Genomic DNA, 17,723 nt, shown 5'->3' on the forward strand with positions numbered 1-17,723 from the left:
TAAAAGAACATAGGAAAAAGAAAGCAATTGATGAAATTTTAAATCAGTAAAACCAACCACCTTTTGTCTATTAGACCAAAAAGCGGGCATTTGGAGAGACGCCCAAATTGGACGTCTCTCCAAATGCCCGCTTTTTAGGATACAAAAAATTCTCCCTATTTTTCCTATCACTTTACCAACACCTCATCATAGCTATACCCCGCAAAAATCCCCAGACCATTTTCAATATTGCCATACACTTGCACCGGTTCGGCAAAGGGATTGCCCTGGTTTTGCCGATGCAGTCTGAGTGACTTATTGTACAGGTAATATGCCTTTGAAATTGAGTTTAACCTTACGTAAAGCTTTCTGTTTTGAGTCAAAATGTAGCTATCAAAATATACTTTCAGATCATAGGTTTTCCCGTCAAATATTATATCGCTAAAAAGTATCCTGCTGCTGTATTGCTCGTTTGCTACTGATGGGTCAATAGTTGAAAGCGAAATCGTATATCTATAGCCGTCTATGCTATCATATTGCCATATTTCTATGGCATAGAAATTATCTGCACTTACGGGGTCATTGAATTTTATTGTAGTTTCTGCATAGGTACCATCCAATTCACCAACATATACCGAATCTTTCAGGGTAACCGATATGATGGGTATTGCTAAAGGTACAGCATCTAAAGCGCCTATGCTTTCATACCCGCTTGCTTCTACCTTGAGCGAATAGGGTTGCCCTGCAGAAGGATAAACACCAGTTGAGCTATAAATGCCGCCACCGGTATGGCTTAAAACGCTGATTACCTGTCCGTTTTCCAATATCTCTACCTTTGCGTTCTCAATATTATCAAGAGTTCCTGTATCCAATATACCCAGGCTATGGCTTACATGCACCTCAAACAGTGTATCAGGGTTAAAAAAGCAGTTAGCAACCAATTGAGAATCGTATGGCGGCAGATCAACATCAACGATCATTTCACAGGCGAATAAGAAGGGAATAAAGGGAATAAAGGAAATAAAGGGAATAGGGGAATAAAGGTGATATAATATGTTTCTAAATTTATTTTGCATAGCGATATTTTTTTTATTATGGCTAGTTTTTAAAAGGTTTCTTCTTATTTTCCTGATTAAAATTTAAAACTATAACTGAAAGAAGGCAATATAGGAAACAGGCTCACTTGCTTTAACGCAGGATCACCCCTGTTATCCACACCAAAATAAAGAAAATAAGGATTTTTCCTGTTATATACGTTATACACACCTATCGTCCATGTCCGTTCGCCCCATTTTTTCTTCTTATGAAAGTTTATGCCAATATCAAAGCGATGATACGCTCTCATTCTGAAACTGTTTTTATCGCCATAATATTCTATTTCGTACCCGGGCCAATAATTAGCAAAATCATTAATTGACTTGTAGCGTGCTATAGGCAACGTGATAGCATTGCCCGTTCCATAGATCCAGTTAGCCGAAAAGTCTATATTTTTATCCACTTTATAAGTAATAACTATTGCCACATCATGCCTCCTGTCATATTTATAGGGGTATTTTTTCCCTAAATTGATCGTTTCAAATTGCCTGTTTGTCCAGGAGAGCGTATAGCCAAGCCACCCGGTGGTTTTTCCTGTCTTTTTTTGCAAAAAGAGCTCGGCTCCGTATGACCAGCCCTTACCGGCTTCAACCTTGGTTTGCCAGTCGGCATTTAAATCTAAAAAATTAGCTCCTGCAATATATTCAATAATGTTTTGCATCCACTTATAATAACCCTCAACGCTCAATTCATATTTTTTTTCATGCAGCATAATTGTACGCGCTATGCCAAGGGCAACCTGTTGTGAATGCTGGGGTTTTACTATATCGGTAGCCGGTACCCACAGATCAGTAGGCAAGCTTATGTTGGAGTTAGTCAGTAAATGGATGTACTGTGTCATGGTAGCAAATGACGATTTCAATGCCCAATTATCGGTGAGATAATACCTTGACGAGATCCTTGGCTGGATTGAATAATAAAATTCATCATTAACCAGAAAACCGGATGTATGTAATCCTAAATTGGCTTTCAGCCGCCTGCTAAACCGTATGTCATCTTCAAAATACAGGGCTAGTTCATAAGCATCAACTCCCTGAGAGCCAAAGGTTGTATCTAAATCAGTTCCGTCTGACAAATTGAATTGAAATTGTACCGCACCGGTATTGAACCTGTGAAGAATATTATTCATGCCGAATTTAATATAATGATCAGGATTTGGAAAGTAATCAAAATCAACTTTTGCGGTCCAGTCCCGGATCCCTGAAAAATACTTTAGGTTGAACGATTCTTCAATCTTTTCACCCGAAGATGGTTCTTCAATATCTTCAATTTTTATTGTAGTATAAAATTTGAATCTTGAATAGGTCAAAGCAGCATTGCTGAACAATTTTTTATTGAGGATATGATTCCATCTCAACGAAGAGGTGATATTACCCCAGCCGAGCCTGAATATGTTATTGTATTCGTATTTAGTTCCATCACCTGTAGTATACTTATCAGATGCTCTCAGGTAGAATCTGTCATCACCGGTGTAAAAGCTAAGATAAAGGCGGTCTCTATCAGAAAACTTATGGTTCACCTTGGCATTCAAATCGTAAAAATAATAACCACCGGATGCCTCGCCTTCTGACGCAGCTAATATAAAAGGCCGTGCCAGGATGTCTATGTAAGTTCGTCTGCCTGAAATGATGAATGATGTTTTCTCTTTTTTTATCGGCCCTTCAACAGTAAGGCGTGCCGCTATGATGCCTACCGAACCTTCACCTGTGAACTTTTTCATATTACCCTCTTTTACATTGATCTCAATCACCGATGACAACCTGCCGCCATAACGTGCCGGGAAGCCTCCCTTGGTAAACTGGATATTTTTGATCGCATCTGCATTGAACACAGAGAAAAAACCGAACAAATGAGAGGCATTATACACCGGGGCGCCATCTAACAGGATAAGGTTCTGGTCGGGGCCTCCTCCTCTCACATACAATCCGCTTGTCCCTTCCCCTCCCGACTGCACTCCCGGCAGCATCTGCAGTGATTTCAATACATCCACTTCACCCAAAAAAGCTGGCATAGTCTTGATCTGGCTTATTGGAACCTCAATCACACTCATTTGCGTTTGATCTTCAATCCGGGTACCTGTGATCTCCACCTCTTCCAGCACAATAGCTGAATTTAAGCTGATATTAATATGTTGATTGGATTGAAGCCGGATAGATCTCTTGATTATCTGGTAACCGATATAGCTGTAAGCGATTTCAACACTATCGGAAGAGGGCAGTGTCAAGCTGTAAAATCCATATATGTTGGTAGTCGTGCCTTTTAAACTGCCTGTCTCATAAACATGAGCGCCAATGAGCTTTTCACCGCTCCCGGCATCTTCCACATACCCGCTAATAGTATACCTGCCTCCGGAAGCTTTAGAGGAGGGAGGTTTTTGAGCATAGGCAAAGCAGGGTAAGAAAAATAAAATAACAAGAAAGATAAATAACAACTTCATTGGAATTATATTTAGTTTTGGCTTTAGTTTAAACTAACGTTGCAAAATGCATAATTTTTCAAAATCACATTGAATACCTTTAAGTCGGCAGTTTCCAGTCGGCAGTTTCCAGTCGGCAATCTACAGTCCACAGTCGGCAGTCCACAGTCGGCAGTCCATCCCGAGTACTCGGGAGCAGTCGGCAATTGTTTTTTGCCGACTGGGGACTGTAGATTGCCGACTGCTGATTGCCGACTGCCGATTTTATCAATTTCGTGTACATTGACAGAGCTAAGATACAGTTTAACACGCTATATTAAACTAAAGCCTTAGTTTTTTAAAGGTTCCTATAAATATTCACGTCAATAACCACTTCCATAATGGAATGATGCTTATAGTAAGATCATCCACTTTTTCTTTACCCTCATTATCAAATGTAATAATAAGAAGATTGCTGCAATCCAGTTTTTTAGCTGCTTTTATTAGCGCTTTTATTTCTCTTTTCTTTGTATATTCATCCGCCAAAGAAAAACAAACCTTTATCAGTTGATCAATTTTTTGCCCTTCACGTATCAAAAAATCTACTTCAAAGTCAGATGCCGAATAATAATAGATTTCTTTATTTCTACGCTTTAATTCCAGCAGCACCACATTTTCCATGATCTTACCATGATCTGCAACAGCCTTAAAACTGAGAGCATTGATGATTCCCGTGTCAATGCTGTATATTTTTTTAGGCTGCTTTAGCTGCTCTTTTAACTTAAATGAAAAAGGGACAAGGAGAAAAAGCAGGTATGCGTCTTCTAGGTATTGTAAATAATTTTTAACCGTATGGACACTTTTTATTTCAAAAATATTTTTTATTTTATGCAAGCTGCTTTTAGAGCTGTAATTTGATATCGCATACAATGCAATCTCTTTTAAATCTTTTACATACCTGATATTGTATCTGAATACGATATCTCTTGAAATGATCTTATCAAAAAGCTCTCTTAAATATAGATTTTTCGGGATAATATCCAGAATTTCAGGAAAACCCCCTGTTTGAATGTATTCCTCTAATGTTCTTTTAATGATTGCAATCTTTTCAGCGATATAATGATCTTTATCTTCTACATAGATTTCTTTATACTGTAAAAATTCCCTGAAAGAGAAAGGGAAAAGTTCTATACTAATATACCTTCCTGTCAGATGTGTTGCAAGTTCTTTGCTAAGAAGCTGTGAGTTGCTCCCTGTAATAAAAATGTTGTATCCATTACGTTTTAAACGATTTACAAATAATTCCCAGCCTTCTACATTCTGTACTTCATCCAGCAGCAGGTGGTTGCAACCAGGCTCTATCTCATTCAAAACTTCAATAAAATCATTGAGATGGATTGATTTTATACCTGGTAAACGTTCATCGTCAAAATTAATGTAACCATAATTTATATCTTTCAGAATTTGATGAGCCAGTGTTGATTTCCCACATCTTCTTACACCCATAATAACCTTGATAAGCTCAGTCTGTGAAAAAGATTTGATTTGATGCAATATTTCCCTGTCAATGATCTTTTTTGTGAAGATCCTTGAAATTTCTTCCTTCTGCTCAAATAATATTTGTTTGATTATGTGCTTTTCCATATATTACACAAAAAACATAAGTAGTAGGCGTGGCACGGCTTTATCGTCTTATAAACTAAACACTTATTATAATTGATATATTTGTTGCTTAATGAAATACTTTTCAAATGACGATAGAGCCGTGCCACGCCTGATTACAATTATACTGCACAAAAATACATATTTTTGTTAAATATAATGCACAAAATGGGGAAAAAATAAAAAGAAATGAAATTAAACACATATCTAACGGGGCAAGAAAATACGAAATTCCACGAAAATATTTTAGTTATTCTACCAATATTTTCTTGATAAATACATTATCAGAACTATTCACCTTCAGAAAGTACATCCCTTTTGACAGATCAGAAATGTCTACTTCTTCAGTCAATTCATCATTGACAGTAAGCTCTTTGCTGATCACTGTTCTGCCATGCAGGCCGATAATTGTCAGACTAATATTCTCATTCTCAAATCCGGTGAAGCTGATTGTAAATACGCCCTCGTTTGGATTAGGATACAGCCTGATGCTTTGATCTGCGTTGTAGGTCTGGCTTAATCCCGTTGGACCTGGAGCTACTGAATCACAACCGGTAAATGTACAATTGTTGGCATCAGTTACAGTGACACAATAAGTACCGGGAACAAGACCAGCAATGGTATCATTATCGGGATGTACGCCTGGCGACCATGCGTAATTAAAAGGTCCGGTACCGGTGGTTAATGATACCCAAGCTGTACCGTCATTTGCATTCAGAACCGTTTCGGCTGTTGAAGAAACTGTTCCTGTTACAGTTAGATTTATTGTTACATTAATGCTATCCCTGGTTGTACAACCACCTATCATAACATCTACCCAATAAGTTCCTGAGGTGAACACTACAATTGTCTGGGTGCTTTCACCTGTTGACCAGTTGAAACCGGCACCGGTATTTCCTGCATCTAAGGCAAAGGCAGTATCACAAACCACAGTATCCGGACCTAAGGTAACAACAGGAAAAGGATTAACGGCAAAGCTGGTAAAGTAGAGGCGATGTTTGATAAATTCAATCAGATACAAAATCTGATCAAGGGATATGGTTTTGAATTATAAGTAATTTTTCTAAAAGTAAGTTTTTAGAGATGCCCATATGTAAATTACATTTCCATACCCTTGCTTTTTCCTTTTGATTCCATTTTACTTTTTATATAATTATTTACCTTTTGAACGATTCCTTCCTTGACCTGCTCCCATTTTATATTATTTAATGATACAGGATTCTTTTTTTCTCCATCTGCTTTTTGAAAATCTGTTAATGCTTTTATTGTTGTGACTGTATTATCATCAAACTTTTTTGCATATAGCCCTACAAGCCCATCAACCTTTCTGGTTTTTAACAACTCGTATACATCATAAAAATCCCTTTTTGTTCCCCTGTTTACGATGGCGCCCATTTTGGCTGCTATTGTATCCTCCAACGAATACATTCTTATTCCTTCTTTCACCTCAATTTCTTTCAGCATCGGATAATTAAACCTTAAAAACTGTGCTTTTATTCCGTTAATTATATATTTCCTGAATTGCTTATCTTTCTCTGTTATTATCATGTCCGGATACTTTTTTTTTATTAACATATCTGTTTCACCCTCTTTAAAATCATCCATTGAAAAAAAATCCAGGTCTTTTGATATTCTATGACCAAGTCGAAGCGCTAAATTTGTTCCGCCTATCAGTGCAAAATTTTCCAGCTCATTTATTGAACACAGCCCTTTCAATAATTCCATCATTCCGGGTTCTACCGCTTCTGTATGTAGCATTGTAAAATTCATATACAATCAGATATTAAACCTTGTTAACGGTTACTAAAATCATTCTTATTAATATGAATTACCAGGGCCCTTTCACCTGGCTTGTTTCCCTTCTCTGCCAGCTGCTGAACGATTCAACAGGTATTTTAAAATACTGAGACCATAAAAGCTCCGTTCTTCTATGCAATTCCCTGAACTGTACGATACTTCGTTTTATTTCTTCCTCACTGTATCTTTCAAACACCATTATGATATCATCCCAGGTGCCCATATCCAGCACCCTTCCGATGATATATACCTTATCTTCTTCCCAGTTAAGCTTTTGGTTGTCTACCTCCCAGAACAGCCCTTTTGTCAAATTCAATTTATTTTTGGCGCTTTTCATGCCTCAAAGTTACGAAATTTACAGCGAAAAAATAGATAGTTACGTTATTAATTTATGATTGAAGATAAGAATGATTTTAGTGAATTAAAAGCGAACATAAAAGAAAAGAACAACTTAAATCAGTAGGGCATCTCTAAAAACTCAAAATTAAGTAACTACTTTATTAAATGCAGGAAAAAAAGCAAAAAAGTTAAAAAAAATTTATTAATACTGATATAAGATACTTGCGTGTCTGTTTTTCTGTATATAATATTTCGACATTTTTATATTTATTATCTAACTATTTGAGCTCGTAACAAACTTTTTTTGTTGAGAATTATTTTTTTGTTTTTTAAATCCAGCTTTATATCATATATAAAAGTAAAAGGCGAACCCGAATCAAAATATACTTCTAATTCATCAGGCTTACTTGATACAAGCGACTTTATGTTAATTTTTTCTATAACATTTCCCATATTATAAGGTGGTGTCAGGTGTTTCCACCTGACACCAAATTTACTTATTCTATCAATATTTTCTTGATTAATACACGATCAGAAGTATTCACCTTCAGCATGTACAACCCTTTTGATAAGCCGGAAATATCTATATCTTTGTTTAATTCACCATTAATAAGCAATTCTTCATTTATAACGCTTATTCCATGCAGATCAATGATCGAAAGGGTTACATTTTCATCGTTGAATCCGGTAAATGAAACTGTAAATATTCCTTCGTTTGGATTAGGATACAGCTTAATATTTCTATCTGCATCTGAGATCTGGTTTAATCCGGTAGGTCCAGGCGCTACTGTGTCACAACCGTTAAATGTACAATTGTTGGCATCGGTTACAGTTACACAATAAATTCCTGGAGAGAGACCAATTATGGTATCATTATCGGGAAATGCACCGGGCAACCATGCGTAATTAAAGGGTCCTGTACCGGTGGTTAATGATATCCATGCTGTACCATCATTTGCATTCAGAACTGTTTCGGCTGTTGCAGAAACTGTTCCTGAAACCGGGAGACTTATTACATTAATGCTATCTCTTGTTATACATCCACCTATGGTAACATCTACCCAATAAATATCAGTTATACTTACCGTAATTGTTTGAGTAGTATCACTAGTTGACCAGGTAAAGGCAGCGCCTGCGTTATTGGCATCTAATGTAAGCGTGCCGCCACAAATGGTAGTATCAACTCCTAAATCTACGATCGGTGCAGCAATAAACGTCACATTGATACTATCTCTGGTAGTACAACCGCTTATTACATCTACCCAATAAGTTCCTGTGGCGCTGACTATAATCGTTTGGGTAGTATCGGCAGTTGACCAGATAAAGGCAGCGCCTGCATTACCGGCATCTAAGGCAAAGGCAGTATCACAAACCACAGTATCTGCACCTAAATTTACAACCGGGAAGGGGTTAATTGTTACTAAAATAGTATCAGAAACCGTTGTACAAGCATTCGTAACAGCTACCCAAAACGTATCGGAAAACGTAACAGTGATCGTTTGTAGGGTATCACCTGTATTCCAGTTAAACGTAGAACCGGGGTTAGCTCCGGCATCCAGCACCGTACTGACACAAGCTGACAGATCAGGGCCAAGATTTACCACCGGAGGACCTACATTGATCACCACGTTGTTACTGTCTCTCGTGATACAGCCAAAAGCATTGGTTACATCCACCCAATAGGTTCCTGTAGAAACCGCTATGATCGTCTGGGTACTTTCACCTGTTGACCAGTTAAAAGTGGCTCCCACATTGTTTGCGTCTAAAGTAACCGTACCCCCACATTTTGTAGTATCAGGACCAAGATCAACAACAGGAACAGGATTTACGGTTACTGTTACTATGGTAGATGTATCTATACAACCTCCTGCATTTGAAACTACCACCTGGTAATCTGCAGCAACACTTGCAAAATAATTGCTGCTAATTACACCTGTTGACACACTATTCAGCAGCCAGTCGTAGGTAGTAGCGGGATCTGAAACTAATTCCACACTATCTCCGGCACATAAAGTTGCAGCGCCTGGTATGATATTGGCAACAGGCAAAAGATTTACCGTAACTGTTTCCACAGCAGAGGTATCTGCACAACCGAATGCATTGGTTACTACTACCTGGTAATTCCCGGTAGCGCTTGCGTAGTAGTTTATACCCGTTGCGCCAGTAGAAATACCATTCAGCAGCCAATCATTGCCGGCAGCGGTATCTGAAGCAAGCTCTACACTGTCTCCCACACAGAAAGTGGTTGGGCCGCCTGGTGTAATATTGGCTGTTGGTACAGGATTGACCGTAATGTAGCCGGTCTTTGTGATCGTACTATCAGCAGCGCCACAGCCATAAGCTGTTAACGTAACATCGTAAGTACCAACAGTACTATAGGTAACAACCGGGTTTTGAACAGTGGTATCGGCTGTTGTTCCGCCTGGCAGAGCCCAGCTATAAGTAATAGCATCCGTAGAAGTGTTATTAAATGTAACTGTAATACTTCCACATCCGATAGTATCTGCTGCCGTAAAGATTGCAACAGGGTTACTTACACTTTGTTGAACCAAAACGGTTGTAGTGTCTGTACAACCAATAGAGTCGGTTCCAATAACAGTGTAAACAGTATCATTTGGAGGTGATGCATTTACTGAAGTACCGGAGGTTGAACTTAACCCCACAGCTGGAGCCCAGGTATAACTTACAGCACCGCTTGCAGTAAGCGTTACAGAATCTACTCCGGCAACACAGATCACACCGGGATCAGGGGTTACAGAAACAACAGGAATACTGATCGCTACCGTCTCAACTGCTGATGTATCTGTACAGCCAAACGCATTTGTTACTATCACCTGGTAATCTGCTGCCGCACTTGCAAAATAATTGATACTTATTACGCCTGTTGACACGCTATTTTGTAGCCAATCATAAGTAATGGCAGTATCGGAAACTAATTCTACACTATCGCCATTACAGATGGTAGTTGGACCGCTTGCTGTAATATTGGCAGCAGGCAAAGGATTCACCGTTACAGAATCTGATATTACATCCTGACAGCCATTATTAGACGCTATAACCAATTGCACATTATATGTTCCCGCACTTGCATACAGGTGTGTTGGGTTTTTTAAAGTGGATGTAGCTGCATCTCCAAAATTCCAAAACCAGCTTGTGACGCTTCCACTGCTTATTGATGAAGTATCAGTAAATTGAGTTGGAGAGCCTTCACATTCTGTAGTAAAGCTAAAACCTGCAACAGGCACCGGATTTACCGTTACACTCTTTTGTACCGTATCTATACACCCGTTATCAGTTGTTACAACCAATTGTACGGTATAAGTACCTGCACCAGCATAGAGATGAGATGGATTTTGAATGGAATCGGTACTTGCATCTCCAAAATCCCAACCCCAGGTAATGATGCTTCCACTACTTACAGTTGACAGATCGCCAAATTGAACGGTGTCGCCATCACACACAGTGGTAAAGCTAAAATCTGCCAGGGGCGCCGGGTAAATTGTTACATTTATGCTGTCTCTTGTAGTACAGCCAAAAACATTGGTTACGTCAACCCAATAGGTACCAGAAGTGCCTGTTACAATTGTCTTCGTGGTTTCGGTGGTTGACCAGTTGTAAGTTGCACCTGGGTTGCCGGCATCTAAAGTAACTATGCCACCACATTGAATGGTATCAGGACCTAAATTGACAAGAGGTACCGGGTTAATTGTCACGTCTATACTGTCCCTTGTAGTGCATCCAAAAGCATTGGTTACATCAACCCAATAGGTTCCGGTGGCGCTTACTGCAATTGTCTGTGTGCTATCGGTTGTTGACCAGTTATATGTATCGCCAGGATTGCCGGCATCTAAAGTAACTGATCCGCCACATTGCGTAGTATCTGGACCCAGATCAACAATAGGTACCGGATTAATTGTCACAACAATACTATCTCTGGTAGTACACCCATTTCCATCAGTGACATCTACCCAAAAAGTATCTGCTGTACTCACTGAAATTATTTGTGTGCTATCTGTGGTTGACCAATTGTAAGAACCACCGGGATTGCCTGCATCCAATGACAGGGCTGATCCCTGGCAGATGGACGTGTCGTTTCCTAAATTAACAACTGGCAATGGATCTATGGTTACAAGGATGCTGTCTCTGTTTACACATCCATTTGTATCCGTTACATCTACCCAAAATGTATCGGCCGTACTCACTGAAATTATTTGTGTGAGTTCAAATGTTGACCAGTTGTAGGTAGCGCCCGGATTGCCTGCATCTAATGACAGGGCTGATCCCTGGCAGATGGACGTATCATTACCTATAGTCACAACAGGTAGTGAATTCACAGTTATTGTATCTACGGCTGATGTATCAACACAACCCGAATCACTTGTTACCACCACCTGGTAATTTCCTGCAGCACTGGCATAATAATTAATACTGGTAATACCAGTTGAAACACCATTGAGCAGCCAGTCGTATGCAACAGCAGTATCTGAAATCAGCTCTACACTATCTCCTGCACAAAATGTTGTTGGCCCGCTTGCTGTAATATTGGCTGTAGGGATAGGATTTACATTTACCGTTTCTATAGCAGATGTATCAATACAACCTGTTACAACTACCTGGTAATTTCCGGAAGTATCAGCGAAATAGTTGATGGTAGTTACACCTGTTGAAACACTATTAAACAGCCAATCATAAGCAACTGCAGTATCAGAAACCAGCTCCACACTGTCTCCTGCACAGAAAGATGTTGGCCCGTTTGCTGTAATATTGGCAGGTGCATCAAATATCTCTATATCATCAATAGCAATGTCGCTTTCAAATCCGCCTCCTGTAATACCCTGGAAACCTACTCGTATCACACCACTATCTGATGACAAACAGATTACTCTTTGCAGCCATGGGTCTGTATCTGCAGTTTGTTGCTGGCCAATAATAGAATCAACAAGAGTCCATACTCCACCTGAATTGATATATATGTATAAGTTACCCATATTAACTCCGAACATGTGATACCAGAATGAAAACTGTGGATTGGATAAAGCGGTGATATCAAAGCATGGACTGATCACTATTGCTTGAGCACCGGGACTGCAACCGAAACTTGCTTCGGTATATAGATAATTACCCGTAGTATCACCAAGCGTATGGTCTACAGCAGGGCCTGTACCAACGGAAGGTGTACCGTTTTCATCTACGGTCCAGTCAATGGTTTCGAATAATGTATTGAACCAAAAGCCTGTTAAGGGACATGGGGCAGCACAAGCTTCAGTACATAGCGGTTCAGTTTCAAAATTTTCAATGTAAGGAAATGTACTGATAACCGTATCGTGAATAACCGTGTAATTCAGGGTGCTATCATTGGTATTATCTGCATCTCCGATAAGTTCTGTCCATGCATCAAATACGTAGAGGCCGGTTAAAGAAAGATCGGCTATGGCAGAAAATGTATAACTCAACGTATCTCCAGGTAGAATAGTATCAAAAATTGTTTCATTGACAGCAGGTACGGCATTGATACGATACGAAACAGGAATAGTATCCTGGAGAGCAGAACCGAAATTATAAACTTGGATAGTAACGCTTTCAGTTGCAGACAATCCACAGCCTGAGTTTGGTGCATTAATAGCAATGACACCAACATCATCTGGTGGTCCTTCAAAAACAGCTACATCATCAAAAGCAAAACCATCATCTTCAATAAGACCATCAGAACCAAATGCTATTCTTAACCGGACATTACTTTGACCACCCAGTCCTGTTAAGTTATGTCTTGCAAGTACCCAACCGCTGCTACCGTTGCCTTCGAAGTCCCTTCCTGTCCATCCTTCTTGCTGACCGCCCGGATTTGCATCGATAGTATTATCGGTAAACCAGTTATTTGGGTCTCCAAAAGCGCCAACATTTTGCCACGTTGCCCCGGAATCTATTGATGATTGCAGTACTGCACCATCCCAGCTAAATTCTGAATTCCACCAGATCAACATTTCAATAATCGGACTTACCAACGTAGAAAAGTCAAAGCATGGACCTAATACCTGGGAATTTTCATTGCTATTATAGAAGCCTGGAGCTAATCCGCCAGTTACCCAGGAGTTTACACCTGAACCTGCAGAATTAATAGTATCTTTAGCTGGAGTTCCAAATGCCCATGTAGAATTTACTCCACTTGCCAGCCAACTTCCGGTTCCTGATTCAAAATTTTCAAAATAAGGAAATGTGTTTATGAGTGTATCGCTATTTACAAGATAATTTATAGTACTATCATTCGTAATGTCAACATCCCCAACCAGACCTGTCCATGCGTCAAAAACATAAGTTCCTGAAAGGGATAGATCGGCCGTGGTTGTAAAAGTAAAGCTTAGGGTATCTCCGGGAAGAATTGTTGGAATAATGGTATCACTAACGGGAGGCCCGGCATTGATCCGATATGAAACAAGAATGGTATCCTGTGCAGTGCTTCCGAAATTAAGTACCCTTACAGTAACACTATCGGTTGCAGTCAAACCACAACCGCTGACAGGAGCATCAATAGCAATAACGCCAAGATCATCTGGTGGTGGCTGAAATATCGCTATATCATCAATAGCCATATCACTTTCAAAACCTGGACCAGTGATGCCTCTGAATCTAACCTGTATAACACCACTAAATGATGACAAATTAATCGTTTCTTTGATCCAGGGAACAGTATCAGCAGTTTGTTGCTGGCCGATGATAGAATCAACAGTAGTCCATGAACCTCCTGAGTATATATCAACGTATAAATTACCCATATTGACACCAAACATGTGGTACCAGAAAGTCATGGTTGGATTTGATAAAGTGCTGATATCAAAGCAAGGACTTACAAGCACAGCTACTGCAGAGGGATTACATCCCCCTGATGCTTCGATATAGGAATAATTTCCTGTAGGAAGTCCGGTAGTAGCATCTACTGCTGGCCCTGTTCCAAAAGAGGGTGTTCCGCCTTCATCCACGGTCCAGTCAATATTATCTGTTAGTACATTTCTCCACGCTCCAGTCAGCGGACAAGCGGCAGCACAAGCCTCCGTACATAACGGTTCAGCTTCAAAATCTTCGCTATATGGAAAGATACTGATTAATGAATCATTATTGACAATATAATTTAAAGTGCTGTCATTAGCAGCGTTGGAGTCAGCAATCAGGCTGGTATAGGAATCAAAAACATAGGTACCTGTCAGAAGCAAATCAGAAGTAGCTGTAAAGGTATATGAAACTGTATCACCTGAATTTAGTGTTCCCGTCCAGGTTTCAGTAACAACTGTTCCATCATCAAAAGAGACAGGGATTGAAGTTTGTACAGCGGCGCCAAAGTTTTTAACTCTTACAGTAACCGGTTCGGTTGCAGTAAGCCCACCACAGCCCGAGACAGGTGCATCGATAGCGATCACCCCCACATCATTAGGCCAGTTGAATATCTCAACGCTATCTACGCCAAAACCTTCATCCTGAAAAAAGGCGCCTGAAGACATAATAAAACGTATTCTTATACTGTCCTGGCCGGCAAGTCCTGTTAATTCATGCTGGGCTGTTCTCCATGTATCAGGGGCCCCGGAATTACCATCCCATACATCTCCGAAAGCATTATACCAATTAGTACCACCTGAGGTAGTAGTTCCAAGTTTTGTCCATGTACTTCCATCGTCAGTAGAATATTCTACCCATCCCTGATCACCAGCATTGGTTATGAATATATGACTAAATCTTAATATAGGATCCACAACAAATCCTGTAAAATCAAGACAGGGAGATATCAAAAAGGATAATTCGCTGGGATTATAATTACTAATTAAACTTGTTACCCAGCCATTCACGCCACTGGCTGCTGATGCAATGAATGTGGCTGCAGGCGTTCCGAACTGCCATGAATTATTAGTTCCACCGGAAGTCCATCCCCCGTTTCCTGTTTCAAAATCTTCTGAGTAAGGGAAAGTACTTATGGTTGGAATGTTAACTATTGATAAGTTGGTGGTGCTGTCATTATTATTATTCCCATCACCGGGCATGCTTGTCCACCCATCAAAGATATAGGTACCTGCAACAGAGAGATCAGCCGTTGTATCAAAAGTGAAAGATAAGGTATCACCCGGAATAATAGTGGCAGTGATGGTATCATTAACAGGCGCTCCTGCATTAATACGATAAGAAACCGGGATATTACTTTGAGCTGTAGTACCAAAATTTTTAACCCTTACAGTCACACTTTCGGCTGCGCTTAATCCGCAGTCTGAGGCGAGTGAATCAATGGCAATAACACCCAGGTCAGCCGCAGCCGGCTCATAGACCAAAACATCATCTACATACCATCCTTCAAAAAAGTTCCATGCTCCATCACCTGAATTAAAGCTAAATCTGACATACACCGTAGGATTGCCTGCAAATGCTGAGATGTCTATGTCTATACTTTGCCAACCGCCAGGAGTTTCGTCTAAATTATTTATTGATGGTTGATTATCAGCAACGGGAGTAAAAGTGATACTATCAGTAGAAACGGAAACGGTTGCAATATCAAAAAAATCAGCATTTTCAGTTTCCAGGAAATAGTTAAAGCTTAATCTTACGACAGTAAAGAGACTCAAATCAATTACAGTAGATGTGAGGTCTGCACCTTCAGTTAAACCACCACCTACAAAGGTAGTGTCTGCCGGGTTGCCAAAATAGGCGGTTTGTGTTGGTGAATGACCGGGGTCACCCCCACGTATTCCTGTATTGTTCCATACAAGCGAGTCTAAAGTATTGGCGTTGACAAAAGCGCCTAAAGTACCTGATTCAAAATCTTCTGACAGAATAGTCGTTTGTGCATTGCTATAATTTATAGCAATGGCAATTGTTAAAAGAGTAAGTAGCTTTTTCATGATAATGTTTGGTTAAATTGTTTAAGAGATATTTGTTTTTTGTTTTAAAGCACTCCAGCCAATTTCAATATTTCGCTTAGCTCTTTATTTCCTTTGGCTTGTTTTTTTAGTACATTAATAATCATTGTATTTTTTTCTTCAAGCTCTTCGGTTTTTCTTTTGATAGGGTATAAGGTTGTTCTTCTATCATAGAGTAGATATCCAAATAACGCAACTATTGCACCTAAAATGAAATACATAAGTGTAATTATATGATCTATCTGTTTTTGTTGAGATTCAAATCTTCTATCAACCGATTCAAATCTGGTATTCATTTCATTCCGTAATGAGCTTATTCCATTACTTATTTCATTACGTAATGCCTTTTGTTCAACTTCCAACCTTATAAGCCTGTCTCTGTCATCCAGCGTAAAAGGAACTTCAACGGTTTCGGCAAAAGCTGGAATAAAAGATGAAATTAAAATAATAATCAAAAATATTGTTTTTTTCTTAAACATCTTTTTCATTTATAATTTGGTACAAATATACAACTTTTTTTTAAAAAAAATATTTATTGTATATTAGCATTTTATTAATTAGTATGCAAAGAAGAAAATTTATCAATACTATTTCAAGATTAATTCCTTGTTTAACCTTAATACCTTACATAGATATTCGTCTGACCACTTGCCTTCACTCAATGCCATCCCTTAGAGGCCGGACGATGAGTAGTATTTTTTTTGATCCCCTGGAATTACTAGGCAAAATAAGACCCGAATTATATGGTGATAATTATAATCTGCGGGCAAAAGCTTCTGAGGCATTTACATCTATGCGATCTACTGCTTTGAAAGATGATATAAAGATCTATTCAGTATCAAGTTACAGAAGTTTTGAGCATCAAAAGGGAATTTGGAACAGAAAATATCAAAAATATATTGGCCGAGGCATGTCTCCGGAAAAGGCCATCAATAAGATCATTGAGTACTCTACGATTCCCGGCACCTCCAGGCATCACTGGGGCACTGACCTGGATATTATTGACAAATCCAAGCCTGTGCCCTCTGATCCGCTGAGTGCCGAACATTTCAAACCGGGAGGCCTTTATGAGATGTTGGGTGAATGGCTTAAAAAAAATGCCGGTAAATATGGTTTTTACGAAGTTTACACAAATGATTCTACAAGAAAAGGCTTTAAATACGAACCGTGGCATTATAGCTTTAAGGAATTATCAAAGCCAATACTGGAAGCTTTTCTTGAAATTGATCTTAAAAAGTATTTGATTGATGAGAAGATCATGGGGAGTGAATATTTTACGGATGCGTTTTTGGGTAAATATAGTGATGAGAATATACTGGGGATAAATGAGGAGTTGAAAGGAAAATAAAAAAATATATATCCTCCCTCCTTCATTCAAACTTCGGAAATCACCTTTACGCATGGCCACCTGAGATTTCCGAAGGTATATACAATTCGATTGTCATACTAAATTACCATTGTATGATTTAATGAACCCATACAGTTAACCTCTCCCCACCGCATCAACTCCACAGTCGGCAGTCCACAGTCGGCAGTCGGCAGTCGGCAGTCGGCAGTCCACAGTC

9 protein-coding genes are annotated in these 17,723 nt (G+C 39.3%); 1 reads left to right on the plus strand and 8 read right to left on the minus strand.

Annotated features, from left to right (window positions below; translation table 11 throughout):
• Positions 1 to 167: 167 nt before the first annotated feature.
• From FVQ77_00910 to FVQ77_00945, 8 genes are all read right to left on the minus strand, one after another.
• Positions 168 to 1,055, minus strand: coding sequence for a DUF4249 domain-containing protein (locus FVQ77_00910; GenBank protein MBW8048904.1), 888 nt, complete (start codon positions 1,053 to 1,055; stop codon positions 168 to 170).
• Positions 1,056 to 1,111: 56 nt separating this feature from the next.
• Complete coding sequence (locus FVQ77_00915; protein ID MBW8048905.1) at positions 1,112 to 3,511, minus strand: TonB-dependent receptor plug domain-containing protein; 2,400 nt, start codon at positions 3,509 to 3,511, stop codon at positions 1,112 to 1,114.
• A gap of 336 nt (positions 3,512 to 3,847) precedes the next feature.
• On the minus strand, positions 3,848 to 5,113 hold the full coding sequence (locus FVQ77_00920) for an ATP-binding protein (GenBank protein MBW8048906.1): 1,266 nt from the start codon (positions 5,111 to 5,113) through the stop codon (positions 3,848 to 3,850).
• A gap of 268 nt (positions 5,114 to 5,381) precedes the next feature.
• Complete coding sequence (locus FVQ77_00925; GenBank protein MBW8048907.1) at positions 5,382 to 6,152, minus strand: T9SS type A sorting domain-containing protein; 771 nt, start codon at positions 6,150 to 6,152, stop codon at positions 5,382 to 5,384.
• 77 nt (positions 6,153 to 6,229) lie between these two features.
• Positions 6,230 to 6,901 carry a nucleotidyl transferase AbiEii/AbiGii toxin family protein gene (locus tag FVQ77_00930; protein MBW8048908.1) on the minus strand — a complete coding sequence of 224 codons (672 nt, stop codon included), beginning with the start codon at positions 6,899 to 6,901 and terminating at the stop codon, positions 6,230 to 6,232.
• 58 nt (positions 6,902 to 6,959) lie between these two features.
• Positions 6,960 to 7,265, minus strand: a complete 306-nt coding sequence (locus tag FVQ77_00935; protein MBW8048909.1) for a hypothetical protein — start codon at positions 7,263 to 7,265, stop codon at positions 6,960 to 6,962.
• Positions 7,266 to 7,764: 499 nt separating this feature from the next.
• Complete coding sequence (locus FVQ77_00940) at positions 7,765 to 16,140, minus strand: PKD domain-containing protein (GenBank protein ID MBW8048910.1); 8,376 nt, start codon at positions 16,138 to 16,140, stop codon at positions 7,765 to 7,767.
• A 44-nt stretch (positions 16,141 to 16,184) separates the two neighbouring features.
• Complete coding sequence (locus FVQ77_00945; protein ID MBW8048911.1) at positions 16,185 to 16,646, minus strand: hypothetical protein; 462 nt, start codon at positions 16,644 to 16,646, stop codon at positions 16,185 to 16,187.
• A 74-nt stretch (positions 16,647 to 16,720) separates the two neighbouring features.
• On the opposite strand from FVQ77_00945, the gene FVQ77_00950 reads away from it, so the two are divergent.
• Positions 16,721 to 17,506 carry a M15 family metallopeptidase gene (locus tag FVQ77_00950; GenBank protein MBW8048912.1) on the plus strand — a complete coding sequence of 262 codons (786 nt, stop codon included), beginning with the start codon at positions 16,721 to 16,723 and terminating at the stop codon, positions 17,504 to 17,506.
• The last annotated feature ends 217 nt before the right edge of the window (positions 17,507 to 17,723 follow it).

This window comes from Cytophagales bacterium, assembly GCA_019456305.1.
GTDB lineage: Bacteria > Bacteroidota > Bacteroidia > Cytophagales > VRUD01 > VRUD01.

Excerpts from the sequence above, each read along its gene's own strand:
- FVQ77_00910 (MBW8048904.1), bottom strand. The coding sequence starts at position 1,055 with ATGCAAAATAAATTTAGAAACATATTATATCACCTTTATTCCCCTATT.
- FVQ77_00915 (MBW8048905.1), bottom strand. The coding sequence starts at position 3,511 with ATGAAGTTGTTATTTATCTTTCTTGTTATTTTATTTTTCTTACCCTGC.
- FVQ77_00920 (MBW8048906.1), bottom strand. The coding sequence starts at position 5,113 with ATGGAAAAGCACATAATCAAACAAATATTATTTGAGCAGAAGGAAGAA.
- FVQ77_00930 (MBW8048908.1), bottom strand. The coding sequence starts at position 6,901 with ATGAATTTTACAATGCTACATACAGAAGCGGTAGAACCCGGAATGATG.
- FVQ77_00935 (MBW8048909.1), bottom strand. The coding sequence starts at position 7,265 with ATGAAAAGCGCCAAAAATAAATTGAATTTGACAAAAGGGCTGTTCTGG.
- FVQ77_00940 (MBW8048910.1), bottom strand. The coding sequence starts at position 16,140 with ATGAAAAAGCTACTTACTCTTTTAACAATTGCCATTGCTATAAATTAT.
- FVQ77_00945 (MBW8048911.1), bottom strand. The coding sequence starts at position 16,646 with ATGAAAAAGATGTTTAAGAAAAAAACAATATTTTTGATTATTATTTTA.
- FVQ77_00950 (MBW8048912.1), top strand. The coding sequence starts at position 16,721 with ATGCAAAGAAGAAAATTTATCAATACTATTTCAAGATTAATTCCTTGT.